General features: G+C 74.0%; 18 protein-coding genes and 1 tRNA gene. 7 read left to right on the forward strand and 12 right to left on the reverse strand.

Annotated features, from left to right (window positions below; translation table 11 throughout):
* Position 1: 1 nt before the first annotated feature.
* The 8 genes from GFH48_RS04100 to GFH48_RS04135 all read right to left on the reverse strand — a co-directional run bounded on the left by GFH48_RS04100 (position 2) and on the right by GFH48_RS04135 (position 5,309).
* Complete coding sequence (locus GFH48_RS04100) at positions 2-652, reverse strand: GntR family transcriptional regulator (protein WP_153286936.1); 651 nt, start codon at positions 650-652, stop codon at positions 2-4.
* Positions 653-1,189: 537 nt separating this feature from the next.
* Positions 1,190-1,259 (reverse strand) — tRNA-Arg (locus tag GFH48_RS04105).
* Positions 1,260-1,393: 134 nt separating this feature from the next.
* A complete protein-coding gene (locus GFH48_RS04110; protein WP_153286937.1) occupies positions 1,394-1,873 on the reverse strand; it encodes a DUF5707 domain-containing protein in 480 nt (159 codons plus the stop codon).
* A gap of 403 nt (positions 1,874-2,276) precedes the next feature.
* Positions 2,277-2,399: a type B 50S ribosomal protein L36 gene (gene ykgO, locus GFH48_RS04115; protein ID WP_148014371.1), complete on the reverse strand. Its 123-nt coding sequence runs from the start codon at positions 2,397-2,399 to the stop codon at positions 2,277-2,279.
* Positions 2,400-2,437: 38 nt separating this feature from the next.
* Positions 2,438-2,698, reverse strand: a complete 261-nt coding sequence (locus tag GFH48_RS04120; protein ID WP_153286938.1) for a type B 50S ribosomal protein L31 — start codon at positions 2,696-2,698, stop codon at positions 2,438-2,440.
* Positions 2,699-2,745: 47 nt separating this feature from the next.
* Positions 2,746-2,910, reverse strand: a complete 165-nt coding sequence (gene rpmG, locus GFH48_RS04125) for a 50S ribosomal protein L33 (protein WP_153286939.1) — start codon at positions 2,908-2,910, stop codon at positions 2,746-2,748.
* Positions 2,911-3,033: 123 nt separating this feature from the next.
* Positions 3,034-4,353 carry a tetratricopeptide repeat protein gene (locus GFH48_RS04130; protein ID WP_153286940.1) on the reverse strand — a complete coding sequence of 440 codons (1,320 nt, stop codon included), beginning with the start codon at positions 4,351-4,353 and terminating at the stop codon, positions 3,034-3,036.
* A gap of 101 nt (positions 4,354-4,454) precedes the next feature.
* Positions 4,455-5,309, reverse strand: a complete 855-nt coding sequence (locus tag GFH48_RS04135) for a LysR family transcriptional regulator (protein WP_153286941.1) — start codon at positions 5,307-5,309, stop codon at positions 4,455-4,457.
* 68 nt (positions 5,310-5,377) lie between these two features.
* On the opposite strand from GFH48_RS04135, the gene GFH48_RS04140 reads away from it, so the two are divergent.
* Complete coding sequence (locus GFH48_RS04140) at positions 5,378-6,292, forward strand: EamA family transporter (protein ID WP_153286942.1); 915 nt, start codon at positions 5,378-5,380, stop codon at positions 6,290-6,292.
* Positions 6,293-6,578: 286 nt separating this feature from the next.
* Positions 6,579-7,046, forward strand: coding sequence for a hypothetical protein (locus GFH48_RS04145; protein ID WP_153286943.1), 468 nt, complete (start codon positions 6,579-6,581; stop codon positions 7,044-7,046).
* A gap of 24 nt (positions 7,047-7,070) precedes the next feature.
* On the opposite strand, the gene GFH48_RS04150 is transcribed toward GFH48_RS04145, so the two are convergent.
* Positions 7,071-7,442 (reverse strand): hypothetical protein, encoded by a 372-nt coding sequence (locus tag GFH48_RS04150; protein WP_153286944.1) that lies wholly within the window; start codon positions 7,440-7,442, stop codon positions 7,071-7,073.
* A 383-nt stretch (positions 7,443-7,825) separates the two neighbouring features.
* Positions 7,826-9,274, reverse strand: coding sequence for an MFS transporter (locus tag GFH48_RS04155; protein ID WP_153286945.1), 1,449 nt, complete (start codon positions 9,272-9,274; stop codon positions 7,826-7,828).
* A gap of 316 nt (positions 9,275-9,590) precedes the next feature.
* Between GFH48_RS04155 and GFH48_RS04160 the strand changes: the two genes are divergently transcribed.
* From GFH48_RS04160 to GFH48_RS04175, 4 genes are all read left to right on the forward strand, one after another.
* Entirely contained in the window at positions 9,591-10,169 is a 579-nt protein-coding gene (locus GFH48_RS04160) for a TetR/AcrR family transcriptional regulator (protein ID WP_153286946.1), read from the forward strand.
* Between the two features lie 268 nt (positions 10,170-10,437).
* Positions 10,438-10,902, forward strand: coding sequence for a cyclic nucleotide-binding domain-containing protein (locus GFH48_RS04165; RefSeq protein WP_153286947.1), 465 nt, complete (start codon positions 10,438-10,440; stop codon positions 10,900-10,902).
* Positions 10,903-11,073: 171 nt separating this feature from the next.
* Positions 11,074-11,454: a DoxX family protein gene (locus GFH48_RS04170; protein WP_153286948.1), complete on the forward strand. Its 381-nt coding sequence runs from the start codon at positions 11,074-11,076 to the stop codon at positions 11,452-11,454.
* The gene (locus GFH48_RS04175; RefSeq protein ID WP_153286949.1) at positions 11,451-11,918 is read left to right on the forward strand and encodes a peroxiredoxin; all 468 of its coding nucleotides are present in this window, start codon (positions 11,451-11,453) and stop codon (positions 11,916-11,918) included. Before GFH48_RS04170 ends, GFH48_RS04175 begins: the two co-directional genes overlap by 4 nt.
* A 40-nt stretch (positions 11,919-11,958) precedes the next feature.
* On the opposite strand, the gene GFH48_RS04180 is transcribed toward GFH48_RS04175, so the two are convergent.
* A complete protein-coding gene (locus tag GFH48_RS04180; RefSeq protein WP_153286950.1) occupies positions 11,959-12,225 on the reverse strand; it encodes an SH3 domain-containing protein in 267 nt (88 codons plus the stop codon).
* Between the two features lie 416 nt (positions 12,226-12,641).
* On the opposite strand from GFH48_RS04180, the gene GFH48_RS04185 reads away from it, so the two are divergent.
* Complete coding sequence (locus GFH48_RS04185) at positions 12,642-18,071, forward strand: hypothetical protein (protein WP_153286951.1); 5,430 nt, start codon at positions 12,642-12,644, stop codon at positions 18,069-18,071.
* 293 nt (positions 18,072-18,364) lie between these two features.
* On the opposite strand, the gene GFH48_RS04190 is transcribed toward GFH48_RS04185, so the two are convergent.
* Entirely contained in the window at positions 18,365-21,193 is a 2,829-nt protein-coding gene (locus GFH48_RS04190; RefSeq protein WP_153286952.1) for an AAA family ATPase, read from the reverse strand.
* Positions 21,194-21,248 lie beyond the last annotated feature (55 nt).

Genomic DNA, 21,248 nt, shown 5'->3' on the forward strand with positions numbered 1-21,248 from the left:
GTCATTGGCGCAGTGCGTCGATGACTCCCGCGAGGTGGCCGCGGACGGCCGCTTCGGCCGCCTGCGGGTCCCGGGCCCTGATCGCCTCGATCATGGCCAGGTGTTCGCTCAGGGACTGCTGGGGACGTCCGGGCCTCAGGGCGAGCTGGAAACGATGGCGCACCAGCTGTCCGTTGAGCCGCTCCAGCAGCTCCACGGCGACCCGCTGGCCGGAGAACTCCCGGATGCGGTCGTGGAGTTCGTGGTTGAGCCCGGAGTAGACCATGGGCTCGCCGTCGGCGACCGCCTTCGACATCGCCGTTCCCAGGACGGCCAGTTCGGTGAGCTGGTCCTCGGTGGCGGTGACGGCCGCCTTGGCCGCGCACAGGCCTTCGAGGGCCATGCGGCATTCGGTGATGGCCACCGCTTCCTCGACCGTCACGACCCGCACCCGCGAGCCGCGGTTGCGGATCCGCTCGACCAGCCCCTCGGACTCCAGCTCGATCAGTGCGGCCCGGACGCTGGCCCGGGTGACACCGAACCGGTCGGCCAGCTCGTTCTCCACGAGCCGTTGGGCCGGCGCCATCTCACCCAGCAGGATCGCCTGCCGCAGGTGTGCCAGAGCGTATTTCCTGGCCTGCTCGCCGGTGCCCGGACGGGCTTCCTTCGGCATCGTGCCCTCCCTGAGTGAGTGCCTGTCGAAACTAGAACCAGCCCGAGAGGATTGTCAACAATTTTGTCCGGTATGTTGCCGACACGCGTGCGGAGCACGGCGGTTGTCCGCCACACCGGCGCCACACCGGCGCCGAACCGGCCCAAGCGCCCCATGGGTCTCGCGAGGTTCCACGCCGGCCGGACACGATCGGTCCGCGGTTCCACCGCGAACTCGGGCCGCCTGCCCGCACGTTGCGAGGGCGGCGTCCGCGGCCGGCCGGGCGACGGCTCGGACACCGCTCCGAGCGCCTCTTCCCCGTCGCCCTCAAGGCCGTGACCACCCGGGGGGCGAGGCGGGACCGTCGAGACACCCGCCCCTGGCGTGCGCGCCAGGAACGCGTGGGCATCCCGAACGCCGGGCGCCCCTCGGCTTCACCCACCGGTCAGGGCGCGAGAACGACGGCCTCGCCGTCGACCGCGCACCGCGCGGGGCGCGCACTCGGGGTCGGAAAACACATGAGCCCCGCCCTCCGAACCGGAGGGCGGGGCTGTGCGGAGCGCCGGGCAGGCCTTGCACCTGCATCTCCCCGCAGGAAGCGGGACGTCTTTCCTTGGACCACCGACGCCGGGCCCGCTACCGGAGATCCGGCGGCGTGCTCAAGATCGACTGTAACGGAGTAGCGCCGTGGGACACAACTCGCCCGTGGCGGCGGCCCGTTTTCGCCCTTCTGTCGCCCGACCGACGCGGTCCGGATGACACTCAGCCCGCGTGACGCGTGACGGTGAAGGCCGACGCCTTCGCGGAGAACGTCGTGCCGTGGTCCTCGGCGGTGACGAGGACCGCCATGTACCAGGTACCGGTCGGGATGCCGGCGGCGTCCTTCCGTCCGCCGACGGGGGCCCGGTAGGTGCACACCGACGTGGTCGCCGAGGACGCCTCGCAGGTGGCGCTCTCCACATGCGCCATCTCGGACGCCTTGGGTGCCAGGTACGAACTCTTCGGCCAGGCCAGCACCTTCACGCCCCTGATGCCCGAGTCGTCGGACACGGACGTGGTGAACGTGAGGGCGTCGGTTCCGGTGTCCCCCAGGACCACCGGGTCCGAGGCGGACTTCCCGATCACCGGGTCTCCCGCCGGTGCGGCCGCGTCGGCGGTTCCGACGAGGGCGACGGTGGCGGCCGCGCCACCGCCCACGACGACGGCACCGGCGAGCGCGGAGACGACCAGGCGCTTGGACATGTGTGTTTCCCCCATGACGAGAAGAGCGACGGGCCGACCACCGCGCACGCGGGGCCGGTTCGGCGCGGCGAGCACCGAGTTCCTTGATCGGAACCAGAGCTGACGGTCCATCAGCCAGCGGTGTGCGTCGTGCCGTGTGAGATCCATGGTGTGCGTCACCGGGGGCGCCGGGCATGAGTACGGCTACTCAACCCGCCTCGGCGCGCTCCGGTGAGTACGTCGCTGCGGTGGATGCGTCGCTGCGGTGGATGCGTCGCTGCGGTGGATGCGTCGCTCCCGCGGGGACCGGCGGGCGTGTTCGGCACCTCCCGGTGGCCGCGGCCTTCCGACGAGCGGCCGGCCCGGTCCTCGCGCCGTGCGAGGACCGGGCCGGCCGTCTCTCTGTCCACCCCCGGGCGCCTCGTCAGCCCTGGCGGGCCTTGAAGCGCGGGTTCTTCTTGTTGACGACGAAGGTCACACCCCGCCGGCGAACCACCTGAGCCCCGGGCTTCGACTTCATCGAGCGCAGGGAATTACGTACCTTCACAGCTCTGCTCTCCTTCTGCTCGGCAAGCGGGCCCGCGGTCAGTGCCGAGGCGCGGCCGCGCGGCCGTAGCGGCGCTCGAAGCGCTCCACCCGGCCCGCCGTGTCCACGACCCGCGAGTTCCCCGTGTGGAACGGATGACTGGCCGACGAGATCTCCACATCGATCAGCGGGTAGGTGTTGCCGTCCTCCCACTCGATCGTCCGCGACGAGCGCGCCGTCGAACGCGTCAGGAACGCGACGTCCGCGGCCCGGTCACGGAAGACGACCGGTCTGGATTCGGGATGGATAAAGGGCCTCACGCGTGTTCCCTCCTTGCCACTGCCCACCCGGCCGCGCCGGGGTCGGTTCAGCGTTCCTCGCGGAACGGGACGTGCTCCCCCGCCACCCGGTCGTACTTGCGCAGGACGAGCCGGTCGGGGTCACTGAGACGGTTCTTGCGGGTCACGTAGGTGACGCCGGTCCCGGCCGTCGACCTCAGCGTGACGACGGGACGGGCACTGCTGCGTGCCATGAGGTCCTCCTTCCGCTCGCACCGCGAGGATCTTGACTCGCGCATGCCAGCTACGAGTGGTGTAACAGTGACCCCCCTCGCCGCATTCCCACCGTCGCGGGCGCTCCCGGAGTCCGTTCCGGGTCAGGCGAACCTGGCGCTGGGGACCGGGCCGGACGAGGTCAGCCGTGCCCGGTCGCCCCGGAGCCAGGAGCCGTGGACCGCCGCGACGAAGTCGGTGAACGCGGCGAGCGGGTCGGCGGGCGTTCGGCCGTCGCCCTCCCCCCGCGACGGATCGGCTCCCACGATCTCGGCGGCGATCCGTTCCGCCGGCCGGTCGTCGGCCGGCCCCCGCTCCACCTCGCCGTCCTCCCCCGCGCGCAGCTGCTCGCCCCAGGGCGCGACGACCGACTGGTGCAGCAGCGTCACGCTGTCGGCGGTGATCACCGGGACGTCGGTCCAGTTGCTCGCGTGTTCGTGCAGCACCTGTCCCGGTGCCCGGTCGAAGAGCTGCCCCAGGATCTCGGGGCCTCCTTCGGCCTGCGCCGAGCCGTTCAGGTCGTACGCGACCACGACGGTGTCCTCCCGCCCGGGGGCGAAGGGCTCCGCGGGGACGCCTAGCACCTTGGCGGCGGCCAGACCGAGGATCCGGCTGTCGCGGTCGGGCAGGAGCGACACCGACCGGGGGCGCGCCCCGGCGGCGTCCAGCAGGGCCCTCAGCCGCAGCAGACCCTCCAGACACTGGCCGTAGGAGTCCTGCAGCCACGCGTACCGGCCCGTCATCCCGGCGCCGAAGCCGAACGGCGACAGCGTGCCGAGGATCGTGCCGCCCATCACGAACTGCCATCCGCGCAGATCGGTCGGACCGAGCGGGCTCACCGGCTCCGCGCTCGCGGCCCGCTCCAGCATCCGGCGCTGCCGGTCGCGCGTGGGCACCCATCGTGGGTCCGCCGGGTCCGGGAGCAGCGCGTGCTGGCGCCTCGCCAGCGCGAGGTCGCCCACCATGATCGCGTTGAAGACGAGGAGGTAGCGGTCCGGCCACGGCGCGAAGTCGTTCTCGTGCCGTGTCAGCACCTCGACGGCCTCGCCGTGCCGGCCCTCGCGCTCATAGGCGGACACGAGCTCGCGCATCACCGTCAGCGCGCCCGGGTTTCCGCGCAGCGCGTCACGCAGGGCGGGTATCGCGAGGGAGGGGAGTCCGCGTTCGACGCAGGCGTACCCGAAGTCGTAGAGGGCCTGTCCCTTCCCGGGGTCCTCGGCGAGCGCCGCCGCGGCCTTCCCGAGGTCGTCGAAGCCGGCCATCGCGGCGGCCCGGCCGACCACGAGCGCCGTCTCCGCGAGCGGCAGGGTCTCCGCGCCCGGCTTCACCAGTCGCAGGGCGGCGGGTATGTCTCCGGCGTCCAGACACTCCCAGGCCTTCAGCAGGTCGGCGGACTTCGGTCGGCGGTTCTTGCGGGAGAACATGGTGGGGATCATCTCCGGCCGGACCAGGCACTCTCAACCTGTTTGTCCGTGCCGGGTTCCCGGGACGGCGGGTGCGGCGGTTCACCGGGCCCGCCGCGGGTTCAGGCGTCGCGATACAGCTCCGAGAGCAGTTCGATCGCGGTCCGGGTCGAGGGGTGCGGGTCGTCGCGCCACCAGGCGAGGCGTACGGCGAGGGGTTCGGCGTCGCGCACCGGCCGGTAGACCACTCCGGGGCGCGGGTACTGGTGCGCGGTCGACTCGGCCGTCATGCCCACGCACCGGCCCGTGGAGATCGCGGTGAGCCATTCGTCGACATCGTGGGTCTCCTTGGTGGCCGGGCGGGAATCGGCGGGGAACAGTTCCGTCGTGGTCGTCCCGGTCCTGCGGTCGACGAGCAGGACGCGTGCGGCGATGTCGGCGAGCCGCACCGAGCGGCGCCGGGCGAGCGGATCGTCGGCGGCCATGGCGCACAGCCGCCGTTCCAGTCCCACGATGGCCGTGTCGAAGCGGCGGTCGTCCGGCGCCCTGCGCAGCACGGCCATGTCGCAGGCCCCCTCGGAGAGTCCGGCGGTCGGGGAGTTGACGCGGACGAGCCGCAGTTCCGTGCCGGGGTGCGAGCGCGCCCACTCGCGTTGGAAGGCGAGCGTGTGGCGGCCCAGCGCCGACCACGCGTACCCGATCCGCAGCGAGGCGCGGCCCGTGGTGGCCTCCTGGACCAGGTAGGCCACCTCGCCCAGGACCCGCCGGGCGTGGGCCAGTACGCGCAGCCCGGTCGCCGTCGGCGCGACCTCGCGCGAGGTGCGCCGCAACAGCCGTACCCCCAGGGCGCGTTCGAGTGAGGCCAGGGTGCGGGAGACCGCCGCCTGGGAGACGCCGAGCGCGATGGCGGCATCGGTGAAGGTGCCCTCGTCGACGATCGCGACGAGACAGCGCAACTGCCGCAGTTCCACATCCATGACTCAAGCGTATGGTTGATCCCGCGAATGCATTTTGCGCAAGGGTGGTCCGGTTCCACGATCGGGGCATGCGAGCACTCTCCGCACACCCGGCGGCGGCCGACCGGCACACTCCCCCGACGCCCCTGGCTCCCTCCCTCCCCCTGCCCGGGGGCACGCGGCTCTCCGGCGTGGCCACCATGGTCGGCAGCGGCCTGTCCAACCAGACGGGCGCCGCGATCGGTTCGCTGGCGTTCCCCGTTCTCGGTCCCGTCGGTGTGGTGGCCGTGCGCCAGTACGTCGCCGCGATCGTCCTGGTCGCCGTCGGCCGGCCCCGGCCGCGGACCTTCACCCGGCGTCAGTGGTGGCCGGTCCTGCTGCTGGCGCTGGTGTTCGGGACGATGAACCTGTCGTTGTACACCGCCGTCGACCGCGTCGGGCTGGGCCTCGCGGTGACCCTGGAGTTCCTCGGCCCGCTGGGGATCGCGCTGACCGCCTCGCGCCGCCGCGCGGACGTGTGCTGTGCGGCGGTCGCGGTGGCGGGCGTCGTCACGCTGATGCGTCCGCGGCCGTCCGCCGACTTCCTGGGGATGGGCCTGGCGCTGCTGGCGGCCTGTTGCTGGGCGGCGTACATCCTGCTGAACCGTACGGTCGGGCGCCGCATCCCCGGAGCCGGCGGGCCGGCCGCCGCCGCGGCGATCTCCGCCCTGGTGTTCCTGCCCGTCGGGCTCGCCGTCGTGGTGCGGCATCCGCCGACACCGGCGGCCGTCGGGTACGCCGTCGCGGCCGGAGTGCTGTCCTCGGCGGTGCCCTGCCTCGCGGACCTGTTCACCCTGCGGCGGGTGGCGGCCCCGGCCTTCGGTCTCTTCATGAGCGTCAACCCTGTTCTCGCCGGGTTGGTCGGGTGGCTCGTGCTCGGCCAGGGGCTGGGGTGGCCGGAGTGGGCCGGCATCGGAGCCGTCGTCGCCGCCAACGCGCTCAGCATTCGTGTGTCGCGCACCTGACCGGGGAAAGCCGTGGGCACGGTCGCTCCGCGGGTCATGGGCGCGCACCGGGCCCTGCCCCCACGGGGCCGCGACAGCCGTCCTGCTGGGTCTCGCGGTCGTGCTCCACGGACCGTTCGGATGACGTCCGAGCGGGCCGACGGTGAACGCCAGACCGCGCCACCCCTTCCGAAGAATAGAAATATCTACCAGCATGAACACGCCGGGTCGGCGCCCGGGTGCGGGTCCGCACCCGGGTGTCGCTCCACACATGCTCGAACAGCCTGTGATGACGCGGGAGTTGGTCATGCCGGATGCAGCGTGGAGGCAAGCTGTCGAGTGGCTCGCGGCGGCGGCCTCGGACCCTCGGGTCTGCAAGCGGGAATGGGATCAGGAGCCGGGAACCGCGCTGATGGCGGCCGGCCGCTTCTGGGACGTCCTCAGCGTGCCCGAGCAACTCGGCCTGCTCGCCCTGGACATCCTGTGGCACGACCCCCTGAACGCCCCGGGCCCCACCCTGGTGGACACCGCGGCCCGCCGCGTGGGCTTCTTCCTGGCGCCTGACCCCGAGAGCCGCTGGGTCGGGTCCGGTATCCGGTACGCCGGCAAGGGATCGTGGGTCGCCGTCCCTCCGCCCTACCGCTCCGCGCGTTTCCTGGAGTGGCTCATCCCGCCGGACGGAACCGGGGACCTCCATTCCGCCGCCTGTCTGGAGCTGGCCCTGCAGCAGGCCAACGGGACTCTCGCCGTCCTGGCGCCGTCCCGGGAGTGCTGAGGAGCCGGACGGCGGCAGCGGGGGTCAGCGGCCCGGCAGGCCACGCGGTACGGGCACGGCGGGCACCTGTTCGGCCGCTTCTCCCTCTTCCTCGCCCGAGACCCGCTCCGTCCGGGGGTCCGAGGGCCGGGGCGGCGGTCCCACCGGTCGGCGGTCCGCCCGGGAGCCGGCCGGCCACGGCTCGCTCCCCGAGGGGTCGGGGGCGGCGAAAGAGGCCCACAGCACCTCGAAGACCTCGCGGCGATCCGGTGTCGTACGGCCCTTCGCCCGCCACTCCGCGACCAGTTGGGCGTAGATCGGCGTGTGCGCCTGGTGGCCGGCCACCGGTTCGGCGTGCGGCCGGCCCGCGAGGTCTTCCTCCGGACGGCGTCGCCTGGCCGTGTGTGTGCTGTCCATGACGGAACAACGGCCACGCGCACGCCGGTGGTACGCGCCCGTGCGGCCGCTCACCGGGTCGGGTGAGGGCGCCGCCCATTTGGAGTCACGCTCCGGTAGCACCGTAGGACGAACGGCTTCTCCTACCGCCGGGATGTCGTCCCGGCGGTACGGGTCACCCGCCGGGCCGTACCGGTGGGCGGGACGGGCGCCGCCCACCGGTACGGACGGGACAGCGATTCGGCCGTGTGGGCGGTGACGGCGGGCTCGCACCCTCGGGACCGGCACGCACGCCGCCGGTCCCACGGGTGCGAGGCCGCCGTACGGCACCGGCCTACGGGCCGGCGCCGGTACGACGCCCCCTGCAACCCGGGTTCCCTCGGCCGTCCGCCTCGGTCCCCGCCTCAGTTCCGGGCGCCGGACGCGACGGCCTCGCTCTCCGTGCCCGGCAGTTCGGAGGCGGCCCGGGCGGCGGGCATACGGCCGGTCCGCCGGGCCGGCACGAGAAGGGCGGCCAGCGCGGCGCCGAGGCAGAGCAGGGCCAGCAGGCTGAATCCGTGGGTGTAGCCGGAGCCGTAGGGCAGGCCCGAGGGCTGGAGACGCCCCGTCACCAGGACGCTGGTCACGGCCGCGCCGATCGATCCGCCGATGGTACGGATGTTGGCGTTCATACCGGTCGCGGCGCCGGTCTGTTCCGCGGGGACGCTGCCGACGATCAGGTTGGCCATCGAGGCGAAGGCCAGGCCGATACCGAGGCCGAAGACACCCGCGGCGAAGGCCACCTGCCACTGCCGATCGTGCCAGGCGGCGAGGAAGCCGCAGGCCACGGCGCCGAGCGCGGCACCGGTCGTGAGCAGCCGCTTGGCGCCCAGCACCGGCTCCAGCCGGCCGCTGAGCACTCCCGAGCAGAACATCGCGATCAGCATCGGGAGCATGAGCAGCCCGGCCCCGGTGACACTGGCCCCGAAGCCGTACCCCGCGGAACGGGGGGTCTGCACGAAGCCGGGGAGGAAGGACCAGATCGCGTACATGCCCGCGCCGAACAGGAGGGCGGCGGCGTTGGTGGTCCACACCGCGGGGAGCCGCATGACCTTCAGGTCGATCAGCGGGCTGGCGGAGCGGGCCTCGGCGTACAGCCACAGCGCGAAGAGCACCACGGCGGCGACGAACAGACCGATCACCCGGCCCGATCCCCAGCCCCACCGGGTCGCCTGGCTGAGCGGCAGCAGCAGGGCCACCAGCCAGCCGGAGAGCAGTACGGCACCGAGCCAGCTGACCCGCCCCTCGGCGCGCTTGGGGGACTCGGGGACACAGCGCAGCGCGATCAGGGTGGTCACCGCGACCACTCCGACCGGCAGCCAGAACAGCCACTTGTAGTCGAGGGCCGACACGATGGGCCCGGCCGCCACCAGGCCGACGCCACCGCCCGCCGCGATCACGGCGGACAGGTTGCTGATGCTCGGGCCGACCTCGGCCGGGGTGAACTCGTCCCGGATGATGCCGAAGGACAGCGGGAACAGCGCGCCGCCTATGCCCTGGACGACCCGGGCGACGATCAGTACGCCGATGGTGGGCGCGAGTGCGGCGAGCAGACAGCCGAGCGTCACGGTCACGAGGACGGCGACGAGGGTGCGCTTCTTGCCGACGAGGTCCCCGACCCGGCCGAGGATCGGGGTGAAGACGGACGCGGACAGCAGGTACGCCGTCATCACCCAGGTCACGGTGGACTGCGAGGTGTGCATCGCATGCTGCACGGTCGGCAGGGCCGGCGCGATCAACGACTGGAGCATGGAGAACACCCCCGCGCCGGTCGCGAGGACCGCGAAGGTGAGGCGGGTGGACTTCCTGGGCATGGAAAAGCCTCTCGGAACGGGACGCGGCCGGGATCGGCCGGCCATGGTCGTGCGACAGGGAGGGCCGACGGGCGGCCGTGAGCGCGGGGCGACCGCGTGCGGCGGCCGCCAGGAAACCTGCGAACAGGGAGGTCGGACGGGCGGCGCGGGCGGAACAGGGCCCACTGCCCGGTCACAGGGGGGCGCGGGTACGTCGTCGAGGCGTGCGGCCGCACGCCTCGACGGGAACGTAGCCCCGACTGCTAAAGTGGAGGTATACCTCCACTGTACCGGAGGAGCACCTCCGGTTCAACCATTTCGCTGCCGGGAGGCACTCGTGACGGCCCAGCCGCTCTCCATCAGCGGGATCGTGGCGTCCCAGCGTCCGCACCGCAAGGACGCCGCGCGCAACTACGACGCCCTGCTGGCCGCCGCGCGTGAGGCGTTCGCGGAGAACGGCGCGGAGGCGTCCCTGGAGGACATCGCCCGTCGCGCGGGGGTCGGCATCGGCACGCTGTACCGGAACTTCCCCACCCGCCGCCATCTCTTCGAGAGCGTGTACGCGGACGAGGTGGACGCCCTGTGCCGGGTGGCGCAGGACGTCGCCACCCAGGAACCGTGGGAGGCGCTGACCTCGTGGCTGCGCCGGTTCGTGGACTACACCGTGACCAAGCGGGCCATCCGCGAGGCGCTCAACAACGAGTCGGAGATCTTCCTCGCCTGCCGGGACTCGATGTACCAGGCGGGCGGCCCGCTGTTCGAGCGGGCCCAGAAGGCCGGCGAGGCCCGCGCCGACATGGACTTCGACGACCTCCTGCGCATGGTCGCGGGGATCACCTCGACGAACTTCCTCGACGACGCCCAGCGCGACCGCGTCCTCACCGTCGCCCTCGACGGCGTCCGCGCCGCGCACTGACGAGGGCGAGGGGCGGTCGGACCGCGCTCCCGGGACCGCCGTGACCGGACGACGTCGACGCGCCGCCGGACGACGTCCGCGCACCGCGAACCAGCTTGTCCTGACGGGCACTTCGTCAGCCCGGCGGGCGAAGTCACCCTCCGCGGCGGCCTGTTGACAGCGCGGGTACCGAATGTCCCCACGCCGGGGCCGGTAGCCCCTTCCTCCGGAACGGGACAGAGGCACATGCTGGAGGCGACAGGTCCGTTCGCCCGTCCTGGAGGCCGGCATGAACGCTTCCCCCACGTCCAGCATGCCGCGGGCGCTGCCCGCCGAGCACCGGCAGCGCCTGATGCGCATCGCCCGCGAGGTGTCCTTCCCGCAGGGAGCCCGCCTCTTCGAGGAAGGCGGGCAGGCGGACCGGTTCTGGATCGTCCGCACCGGCACGGTCGACCTCGACATGCGGGTGCCCGACCGCCGGCCGGCGGTCATCGAGTCGCTCCGGCACAACGAACTCGTCGGCTGGTCCTGGCTGTTCGCGCCGCACGCCTACCACCTGGGCGCCGAGGCGACGACACCGGTACGCGCGTACGAGTTCGACGCCACGGCCGTTCGGGCCATGTGCCACGACGACCCCGCGCTGGGCCTGGCGGTCGCCGAATGGGTGGGCGACGTCCTCGCCCACCGCCTGCGCTCGGCCCGCACCCGGCTGCTGGACCTCTACGCCCCCCACGGCAGCGGCAGCCTCCGCTAGCCCCGCACGCCCCCGCCCCCGGACGTCGCCGCCTTCCCCCCACTCCTCTCCGCTCCTGCCATCCCCTCCCTCCCCCTTCTCCCCTCTCCCCGCCCGACGGAGACGGAACCGCCCGCCGCACTTCCGCTTACCGTCCAGTAATATCTCGCGGAGACCTCAGGAGGAGGAACCGTGCCACGCTCGGAACGCTCAGCCCTGTTGCTCGCCGGTCTGCTGGCGACGGCGGGGGTCGGTCACTTCGTGACACCCAAGCAGTTCGACGCGACGATTCCGCGCGCTCTGCCGGGATCGCCCCGCACCTGGACGTATGTGAGCGGGGCCGCCGAACTGGCGCTGGCCGCCGGGGTGGCGCTGCCCCGTACACGGCGTACCGCCGCGCTCGCCGCGGCCGCGTTCTTCGTCGGGGTGTTCCCCGCCAATGTGCAGATGGCCGTGGACTGGCGTCACCGTCCCGCGCCGCTCAAGGCCGCGGCCCTCGCCCGGCTTCCGTTGCAGGTACCGCTGGTGCTGTGGGCACGCGGCGTCGCCAGGAGTGGGAAGGGCCGGGCATGACACGTACGGTCGAAGTGGGCGACAAGGTGGAGGACTTCGTCCTCCCGGACGAGACGGGTACGGACCGGCGGCTGTCCGAACTGCTCGGCGACGGACCGGTGGTGGTGTTCTTCTACCCCGCCGCCCTCACGGCGGGCTGCACCGCCGAGGCGTGCCACTTCCGTGATCTGGCGGCCGAGTTCGCCGCCGTCGGCGCGCGACCGGTGGGCATCAGCGGTGACCCCGTCGACCGGCAGCAGGAGTTCGCCGGACGCAACAGCCTGGGCTTCCCGCTGCTGTCCGACGTCGACGGAACGGTCCGCGAGCGGTTCGGCGTCAAGCGCGGCTTCTCGCTTGCGCCCACCAAGCGCGTCACCTTCGTCATCGGCCGGGACCGTACGGTCCTGGAGGTCGTCCGCAGCGAACTGCGGATGAGCGCCCACGCCGACCGGGCCCTGGCAGCGCTGCGCGCGGCCAGGGACTGAGCCGCGCGGGGGGCGCGCGTACCGGCCCGCTCGTCCGAGGTCAGCACCGGGGCGGGCCGGGCAGCCCGGCGTGGTCGTCCCCCTGGAGGAACACGACGTTGACGAAGCCGGCCCCGATGTCCCAGGTCGGGGTGGCCGGATACGCGCTGTCCCCGGTCGGCAACCGGCGGACGTTGACGTTCTCGTACGGCACGACGGTGTACGACTGCTCGGCGGGCGCCGCCTGCGCGGCGGTGGCCGTGCCCGCCGGGGCGAGGAACGCGAGTGCCGCGGCACGGGTGGCGACGGTGACCGGGATTCGGCGCACGAGAGATCCCCTGTGGCTGGTCGTTCGTGCCATGACACCGTCACGGTGGGTCCGCGGTCACCGGGCGGCAACGGCTTTCCGCCCTGGTCGAAGTGACCGCGCGGACACCGGACATGGAGCCCGGGTGTACTGGTGGCGACGCCTCGGTGGTCGGCGGACGTCCATCCGGCCCAGTCCGTGATCTTGCTCCCTGGGCGGCCGCCGCCGTGGTTACGCTCCCGAGCGGATGGATCCGATGGGGCCGGGTGTGCCGCCCCACGACGGGACGGCTCACTGTGCGTAGGCAGCGGCAGACGTCGGGCGGGAGCGGCGGGGCGGGCGACCGCGGCCGGGGACCGATCGGTACGGGCACGTCCGGCAGGAGCGGCGGCGAGACCCCGGTGGCGCACCCGCTGTCCGCGCCGACGGCCCCCGGTATGACTCCCCAGGCCCTGCTGGCCCTGCAGAGGACCGCGGGGAACGCCGCGACGGCGCGCGCGCTGCGCGGGCGGCCCCCCACCGTCGAGGGCGTGGCCGGGACCGGGCTCCCCGCACGCCGCGGACCCGCCGTCCCGGCCACGGTCGAGGAACTGCCGGAGAACGGGGCCGCCACCAAGCTGCCCACGGTGCTGCCGGCCCTCCGCGAGGAGGACGAGACCGGGGAGGGGACGCAGGGCCGTCCGCCATGCCCCACCGCGGCGCGTTCGGGCCGGACGGGCCGGCGGCGGCCGGGACCCCCGCCGGCCGGAACCGCCCCCGCCGCACCTCATGTCCCCCTCGGACTGCCCCCGTATCTACGGGAGTTACGGGCTCCTGGCCTCTCCACGGCGTACCGGCTGACCGGGCACGAGTTCGTCTCCACCACCCTCGGCACGGTCGTCGGACGGTCCGACGGCACGGTGGCCGAGATCCGCGAGGAGCTGGCCGGGCGCCCCGAGACGTTCTACGGGCAGGGGCGCTCCTTCACCGTCGAGGGGCCGGAGGGGAAGGGATGGTACGACGTCACCGTCACCGTCTCCCGGGACGGCGCCGACCTGCCCGAGACCTTCGTCTCCCCCGAGGCGGCGAAGGCGCGGGCCGCGGCGGCCGCACAGTCCGAGGCCATGGCCGCCCTCCTGGCCAGGGCGGAGAGCGCCGGAACCACGGGCAAGGGCAAGGCACGCGCCGACGGCCACGACGGCGACGACACCTCCGCCCCCGGCACCGAGGCCGGCCCCCGGCAGTCGGCGCAGGCCGCGCGCGTGGCCGAGGGTGGCGCCGTCAAGGTGGACGCCCAGCACAACACCTCGGGCACGGTGAGCCACAGCTCGGGCCGCTCGGCCGGCCAGGGTGTCAACTTCATGGCGTTCGGGCTGGCACCGGTGGTCCCCGGCGTATGGCTCGGCGGTGCGGTGATGGCGAACGCGCAGCCGTTCCTGTCCTCCGCGGACACCCGGGTGCAGAAGACCGTGTCCGAGCCGCGTGTGCTGCGCAGCGACAAGGGGTCGGTCGAGATACCGAGACGGGTGCGCTACGGCGTCCGGATCAAGCGGCAGGGTGAGCCCGCGCGGACCTTCGGCGGCGGCGGGACGCTGATGATGCGGGTGCCCACGGAACACCTGGTACCCGTGACGGCCGAGACCCTGGCGCCGGGCCGGCTGCGGCCCCTGGACGCGCCGTCGGCGAACCGTGTACGGCTCGCCGACTCCCTGGCCCCGGTCGCGCTGGACGACACCGCGGCGCCGGAACCGGGCGGTGGCGGGCTGTTCGACACCGTCAGTTCCGTGCTGCACCCCTCCCTGACCTCACCGGGTGCCCCCGGCCGGGCCCGGCTGCACGACGCCACCTCCACCACGACCGTGCTGGAGGATCTGCCGCGACTGCTGGGCGGCTGGGTGACGGGCGAGGACCTGGTCGCCAAGGACGGCAGCGCCACGGGCACCTACCGGATGCGCGCCGACCTCACCGGCCTGGCGCCCTCGTGGGCGATCGGCGGGACGCAGCTGCGCACGCACCAGCAGGCGCAGCACACGGTGTCCCACTCGGCGGCCAAGGGGCGCGGCGGCACTTTCGGCGCGGGCCCGGCGGCCGGGTTCGGAGTCCTGGGCGGTGCCGCCGCGGTGCGCGCGACGGTCATGCCCACGGCCGGCGCCCGCAAGGCGCGGTTCACGGTGGCCGAACAGACGGTGACGAGCCGTCAGGGCGCCGAGATCCGGGGCGACAAGGTGCTCTACTTCGGCCGGGTACGGTTCCGGGTCGAGGGCACCGGACCGCTCTCGCCCGCGATGAGGGTGCGCGCGGGAACGCGGACCGCGCACCACTCGATGGACGTGTGGGTGAGCCTCCGGGCCGACGAGGCACAGGCGTTGGGGCTCGCGCTGCCCGACGGGGTCACAGCGGGCCCGATGTTCTCGGGGCCCGCCGGTACGGACGGTGGACCGGCCGGCGAGGACACCGCGAGGGGGAAGAGGGCCGGGGACCCCGCGGTGTCCGGGGACACGGCGGAGGGCGGCAGTTCGCGCACGGGGCAGGACACCCGACGTCATCTGCCCTTCGGGGCCATGGGGTCGAGCGTCACGATCAGCCGGCTCGACACCGGCCCGCTGCTGTCCGGCATCGAGCGGCTCTTCGCGGCCGATCCGCGGCTCGCGGGCTGTCTGCCCTCGTTCGGTCCCGGTCCGGCGGCGAAGGTGAGCCGGGAGGAGGCCGAGGTCCAGCGCCGCAACTACCGTGAGCTGATCACCGTGCTGTCGGAGACCAACCTGCGTGTCAACAAGGATCAGTTGCTCTCCTCCGGCATCCGGGTGCGGCTGCGGCGCAAGAGCCGGTGGCACGCGCACGACGTGCAGATCCGGGTCGTCGGCGCGCTCCGTGAGACGGGACATCTGGGGGACACCAAGGACTGGCTGGTGCGCAGTCACTCCGGTGTCACCAGCAACTCCCAAAGCGGGCGCTCCAGTTCACGTTCCGTCGGTGGACTCGCGCTGGGCCAGTTCCGGCTCGTGCCCGGAGTGCTGTCCGCGTCGCTGCGCGGCGAACGGACCCGGCAGAGCTCCCGGCGCAACCAGGCGGGCCCGACGACACGCACCGACGTGCTGACCAACGGGGGCGAGAGCACCAGTTCCTTCGGCGGCGCGCTGCGCCTCGACGTCGATGTCACCATGACCACCCGCGAGCGGACCGCGCGGCGCGTCCTCACCCCCGGCGCCCCGGGCCGGGACGCGCCCGAGGCCGAACTCATCGCGTCGAGCGCGGACACGGAGGCCCTGGCGCAGGCCGAGCAGGACGTACGTCTGCTCACCCCGACGGCGTTCACCCTGGACACCGCGGCGAAGGACCGGCTGACGGCCCGCACCAGGACCCGTACGGCCGGACTGGCGGCGCCGCAGCGGCAGTTCACCGCGTCCGGCATCGGCGACCTGTCCACGACGACACCCCGGTCGATCGCGGGCCGCGCGGTCCGGGACTGGACACTGGTGGAGACCCTGGGAGACGGCGGCCCGGTCCGGGACCTCGCCTTCCAGCTGCTGTCGCGGGCCGCGGTCCGCGGCCGGGAGTCGGGTGCGGACCGGGCGCTGGAGACGGAGGGTCTCGCGCCGCGGCTGGCGATCGAGGAACGCTTCAGCCCCCAGGCCATCACCTCGGCACTGCGTCAGGCGGTCTCCTCCGGCTGGGTGGTGAAGAACCTGCGCCACCCGCGCAGGCTCGCGGCACTCGACGGCGCGGTGGGAACGCGGTTCGCCCTCGTCAACCCGGAGGTGGTCGCGCAGGGCACCGGACCGGGAACCGAGACGTTCGTCCTCGGCGGCCACCAGGCCACCGGACAGGAGGGCCGCGGTACCACGACCACGGTGCAGGGAGGTCTCCTCGGCGCGGAGAACGGCACCGAGTGGCGGATCGGCGAGGGGGTGTCGGCCGGCCGGAGCCTGGGCGCGAGCGGCTCCGTGGCGACGACGCTGGGCGGAACCGTCGAGCGCAACGCCCACACACCGCGCAGCCGTCCTCTCTACCTGATCCACTGCGACCTGGTGGTCCGCATGGTCGGCGAGGTCAAGGTCACGGGAGGCGGCCCGTACGTGGCGAAGGGCGAGCGGACCCTGCCCGCCGCGGCGGCGCTCTGGCTCACCGCGGAGCAGGTGCGGGCCGCGGGCCTGCGCCTGCCGGGGGCCGACGGGCGGAAGCCCTCGTCCGCGGTGGGGCCGTCCGGCTCCAGGGCCGCCGCGGAGACCGCCGCCGGCGGTGCGCGGGCCTCGCGCGAGGAGGGCACCGGTCCGGAGCCGGCGGGCTCGTCGCGGAGCGATGACCGGGCTGGACGGACGACCGCGGCGGCCGCTCCCGGGCTGGCCCAGGAACTGCCCCTCGGCTTCGGCATGATCGAGGAACTGCCCGACTTCGTCCCGCTGCTCGAACGGCTGCGGACGGACGTCGGACGCCGGGACCGGGCCCTCGCGGACGCGTTGCTGCCCCGGCGGCAACTGGCCGATCCGAACGACAACACGCAGCGGCTGCTGCGCGTCCTGGACCGGGACGGGTCCGCCGGACTGCTCTCCGGGGCCATGGACGGCGGTGTTCCCGTCGAGCTGTTCCGCGGTCGCGGGACGCCGTACTGGGCCGTGTTCCGCGTACGCCGCACCCGGCCCGGCACGCCCGAGGGCGGGGCGGCCGACGGTCGCGACATGGAGTACATCACCTCGGCCGCCGCGCAGAAGGCGCGCGCTTCCGCGACCGGCGACGTACGCACGGTCGAGGGTGTCGTGGCCGGGGCGGGCAAACCGGAGGGCGGCGGCGGTCCGCTCAGGAGCGTCGGCGCGTCCGGCGGGCTCGGCGTCGGTGTCTCGGACGTGACCAGGTCCGCGGCCGTCGGGCGGAGCCAACTGGGTGTGAAAACGGTCGCGGAGGCCTCCGCCCGTTCGGTCAGGATGCGCGTACCGATCGAGGCGACCCTCGAACTGCACTCGTCCCGGGGCCGGGTGGGGCTGGCCACGCTCGGCGGCCAGTCCCTGGTGCACCGGGTCCTGGCGCACGACCTCGACGCGCTGTCCCGGCTGCGGCCGGTGCCTCGCGCCGAGGCGGGGCAGGCGTTCCTGCGGCCGGACGACGCCGCGGCGAGCCGGCTGGGACCCTGGCACGCCCGCGGGGTGAGTCTGCCGATGGAGGCGCAGGTCAACGGGTTCCGCGGGGCGCCGGAGATCCGGCGGGTGATCGACGACACGGTGCGGGCGGCGCACGGGGGCGAGCGTTACCGCCGGACGGGCGAGGCGGCGGCGTACACCCAGCGCGAGGCGGTCTCCACCGAGTGGCTGATCTCCGCCCTGCCGCTGCTGACGGCGGCCGGGGCCGACCTGCCGGTCGTGCACGCCTCCGGCGTGCGCGGGCAGGATCTGCGCACCTCGTTGCACGCCAGGCTGCGCGGCGGACGGGTCCTGGGGATCGGCGACAAGATGACCTTCGAGACGGTGGCGCAGAGTTCCCCGGACGCGCTCCGGCCCACCGGCACGGACCACCAACAGGCGGCGGAGCACGGCAAGTCGGTACGGGGGCTGGGTGGCGCGGGGGTGCTGAACGCGGACGAGTTCCGGATGAACCAGTTCCTCGGCCACTCCGACCGGACGGGCGGAGCCGCCGACACGGCCGCCCACGGATCCGGCTCCATGCCGCTGCACAAGCCGAAGTCCGAGTCGGCGCTCGTGCAGTTCACCCTGGACGTGCGGGTGGTGGCCCGGGTGAGCGGACGGGGGCGGTCCGGCGCGTCCGTCGCCGTACGGGACCTCACCCTGCCCGTCCCGGTGGTGGTGCGGATACCGGCGCCCCTGGTCCGCCACATGCTCCGGGACCCGTCCCGGCACGGCAAGCTCCACGACCCGGACGGACGGCTCACCCCCTCCTGACCCGCACCGCCGCGCGCGGCGACCCGTACCGCCCCGCGCACGACGGCGGCCCCCGTACCGCCCGGCGCCCGGCGGCCTGTACCGCCCGTACAGCCCGGGACACGGCATCCCGTACAGCCTGGCGCACGACGCCCCGTACAGCCCGGGACGGCATCCCGTACAGCTTTGCGTGCCCCGGGTCGTACAGCCCGGCGACCCGTACGACCCGTACGACCCGGCACACGGCGACGGCGACCCGTACGACCCGGCGCACGGTCCGAACAGTCCGGCGCGCGGACCGCGAGCCCGCCTCCTCAGCCGCCCGGGACCTCCGCCGGATCACCCGGGTCGGCCGCCCGCCCTTCGATCACGGCGGTCAGCTCCGCCCTGCGGCGGATGCCGAGTTTGCGGTAGGCACTGGTCAGATGGGTCTCGACGGTACGCCGGGCCAGGTGCAGGAGCTCCGCGATCTCGGCGTTGGTCCGGCCGCCGGCCGCTAGCGCGGCGATCCGGCGTTCGCTGCCGGTCAGCGCCTCCCAGCCGGTGAGTGCCGTCGCCGCGCCGCGGGAGCGGCCTTCCGGCAGGGCGTCCTCGGCCTGCGCCCGCAGGCGCACCGCGCCCAGCCGTTCGGCGCGTTCGGCCGCCTCGCGCAGGGCGTCACGGGCCCGTGCGCGGTCTCCCGCCGCGACGAACTGGCGCCCTTGCGCGATCAGCGCGGAGATCAGCTCGGTCTGCGCGGGCGCGTCCCGCAGCAGACGTACGGCACGGTCGGCGAGTTCGAGGCCACGGCGGCCACCGGTGGCCGTGGCGAGCCCGGACAGGGCCCGCCCCACCAGCCGGGGAGTGTCCCAGACCTGGGCGAGCCGCAGTTCCTCCCGGGCCAGGGCGAGGGCGTCCTGCGGGCGTCCGAGCGCGGTACGGCACGCGGCGGCCGCGGTGCGCCAGGGCGTGACGACGGGGCTCACCACGTCCCGCGCCGTCTGCCGCCGCCCGCACTCCAGGAAGTCGTCTAGGGCGCCCGCCGGATCGCCCGCCGCCGACCGCAGCACGCCGCGCGCGTACAGGAACCGGTTGAGTTCCCAGGAGTCCTGGGCGTCCCGGAGATCGAAGCTGTCGGCGAGCCGGGACGCCTCCTCGGTGCGGCCGGTCTCGACGAGCGCGATCAGGGCGTGCGCGTGCGCGTTGGCGGGCCCCGGGCGGGCTCTTCCCCCGGACCGCCGGACCTCGGGGTCGACGAGCAGCTCCGCGTACCGCCCGCGGACGGCGGCGATGTCCGCCCGTACGTTGAGCAGTGCCTCGTGCATCGGGTGCAGCAGCGAGGGCCGCTGCCGGGCCAGTCCCCGGCGTACCAGCCCCTCCGCCTCCTCCAGTTCGTCCGCCCACTGTGCGACGGCGGCGGCCGTACCGAGCAGGAAGGGCTCCGCGAGGGCGTCGACCGGTTCGTCGAGCAGGGCGCGGATACGTTCCATGGCCGTGGCGGCGGAGACCAGACCGGCGGTCGCGTCGTAGCGCACCAGAAGCGCGCGGCCGGCCGTGCCGACCAGGTCCGGGGACCTCTCGGCGGCGCCGTACAGCCAGCGGTAGGCCTCCTCACGGATTCCCTGGTCGTGGTCCGAGAGGAGCGCGGAGGCGGTCTGCAGCAGCCTGATCAGGTCCGGGTGGTCCGCGAGTTGCTCGTCCAGGCCGCGCAGCACGTCCATCGCCGCGCGCGCCTTGCCGCGCCGCGCCAGTACCGTGCCGAGCGCCACCGCCGCCCGTACCCGGTCCTGGGGCATGCCCGGCAGCCGGGTCGCCTCGGTCAGCCGCGGTATCCCGCCGGACGAGCGGGCGACGGCGAACTCCAGGGAGCCCAGCTCGGTGAGCGCGGTGGTGCGGCGGGCCGGTGTGAGCGGTTCGTCGAGGACCCGGCGCAGGAACGCCACGGCGTCGTCGGGTCTGGCGTCGCGCGCCGCGAGGTCGGCGGCGTCCAGCAGCGCGGTCGCGGCCCAGGGCGCCCCGACGGCCGATGCCCGCAGGAGCTGTCCGGCGACCGTTTCGGCGCGATCGCCGCGGCGGAGCATCACTTCGGCCGCCGTACGGTGGGCGGCCTGCCGTCGGGTGCTGGGCCAGCCGCTCAGCACCGCGTCGCGTAAGAGGGGGTGGGCGTAGCCCGGTCGTCCCCGGGGCCCGGGGCGCAGCAGACCGAGGTGGGTCATGGCGGTGAGCCAGCCGGGCACCCGGGCGGGGTCCGCGTCCGCCATCCGGGCGAGCAGTTCGGCGGTCTCCCGGGGGTGTTCGTCCTCCAGCGCGTCGTCGTCGAGTGTCGCGAGGGCGCGTGCCACTCCCGCGGTCGCCGGTCCGGCGCTGTCCAGCCACCAGGTCACGGCGGCCGGATACGCGCCCGGGTAGAGCGCCGCGCAGGACTCGGGCAGGGTCGTGCGCGGGACGCCGTCGGGCTCCCGCGCGCGGAGGTCGTCGAGCAGGGCGCGTAACAGCAGCGGGCTGCCCGCGCCGGCCCGTACACAGTCGTCCACCCAGCCGGGCGGGGCGGTGCCGAACTCCGAACGCACCAGCTGCGCGGCGGCTTCGGGGCTCAGCGGGGTGACGGTGTGGGTGCGGACGAGGGTGGGCGAGAGCGCGTGCGCCAGGCCGGCCGGGGGCGGGTCGAGGTCGTACTGGCTCCGCTCGGTGGCCACCAGCAGGACGGGGAGCCGGTCGATCCGGCGGGCGGCCTCGACGAACCAGCGGCGCGAGGACTCGTCGGCGCAGTGCACGTCGTCCACGGCGACCAGCAGGGGCGAGTCCACGGCGTACGCGCGCAGTTGGTCCCACAGGTGTTCCGCGCGGGTCCACCGGTGCGGGGTGTCGGCAGGGTCCGGGCAGGGTTCGACCCCGCTCTCGAACTCGGCTCCGGACGCCAGCAGTTGCCGGACCGGAGCGAAGGCGGCGGTGTCCCCGTCGGACGAGCAGCGGGCGCGCAGCACCCGGGTCCCGCGTGCCGCCGCCTGGCCGGCGACGGCCTCCAGGAGGGCGGTACGCCCCGTTCCGGTGGCACCTCTGAGCAGCACCAGACGGCCGGACCCGGCACGGGCACGGTCCGTCTCGGCGGCCACCAGCTCCAGGGCCTCCCGGCGTTCCCGCAGCGTTTCGAGTTCGGCACTCATCGCTGCCTCCTGTCGTGAACTTTTCATGATCGATCTCGTGGTACGTCTCGTGGTC

This window comes from Streptomyces fagopyri, from assembly GCF_009498275.1.
Classification (GTDB): domain Bacteria; phylum Actinomycetota; class Actinomycetes; order Streptomycetales; family Streptomycetaceae; genus Streptomyces; species Streptomyces fagopyri.

Bases quoted from the DNA above. Each gene is read 5' to 3' on its own strand.
- GFH48_RS04100 (WP_153286936.1), bottom strand. From the start codon at position 652: ATGCCGAAGGAAGCCCGTCCGGGCACCGGCGAGCAGGCCAGGAAATAC.
- GFH48_RS04110 (WP_153286937.1), bottom strand. From the start codon at position 1,873: ATGTCCAAGCGCCTGGTCGTCTCCGCGCTCGCCGGTGCCGTCGTCGTG.
- rpmG (WP_153286939.1), bottom strand. From the start codon at position 2,910: ATGGCACGCAGCAGTGCCCGTCCCGTCGTCACGCTGAGGTCGACGGCC.
- GFH48_RS04130 (WP_153286940.1), bottom strand. From the start codon at position 4,353: ATGTTCTCCCGCAAGAACCGCCGACCGAAGTCCGCCGACCTGCTGAAG.
- GFH48_RS04135 (WP_153286941.1), bottom strand. From the start codon at position 5,309: ATGGATGTGGAACTGCGGCAGTTGCGCTGTCTCGTCGCGATCGTCGAC.
- GFH48_RS04140 (WP_153286942.1), top strand. From the start codon at position 5,378: ATGCGAGCACTCTCCGCACACCCGGCGGCGGCCGACCGGCACACTCCC.
- GFH48_RS04145 (WP_153286943.1), top strand. From the start codon at position 6,579: ATGCCGGATGCAGCGTGGAGGCAAGCTGTCGAGTGGCTCGCGGCGGCG.
- GFH48_RS04150 (WP_153286944.1), bottom strand. From the start codon at position 7,442: ATGGACAGCACACACACGGCCAGGCGACGCCGTCCGGAGGAAGACCTC.
- GFH48_RS04155 (WP_153286945.1), bottom strand. From the start codon at position 9,274: ATGCCCAGGAAGTCCACCCGCCTCACCTTCGCGGTCCTCGCGACCGGC.
- GFH48_RS04165 (WP_153286947.1), top strand. From the start codon at position 10,438: ATGAACGCTTCCCCCACGTCCAGCATGCCGCGGGCGCTGCCCGCCGAG.
- GFH48_RS04175 (WP_153286949.1), top strand. From the start codon at position 11,451: ATGACACGTACGGTCGAAGTGGGCGACAAGGTGGAGGACTTCGTCCTC.
- GFH48_RS04185 (WP_153286951.1), top strand. From the start codon at position 12,642: ATGACTCCCCAGGCCCTGCTGGCCCTGCAGAGGACCGCGGGGAACGCC.
- GFH48_RS04190 (WP_153286952.1), bottom strand. From the start codon at position 21,193: ATGAGTGCCGAACTCGAAACGCTGCGGGAACGCCGGGAGGCCCTGGAG.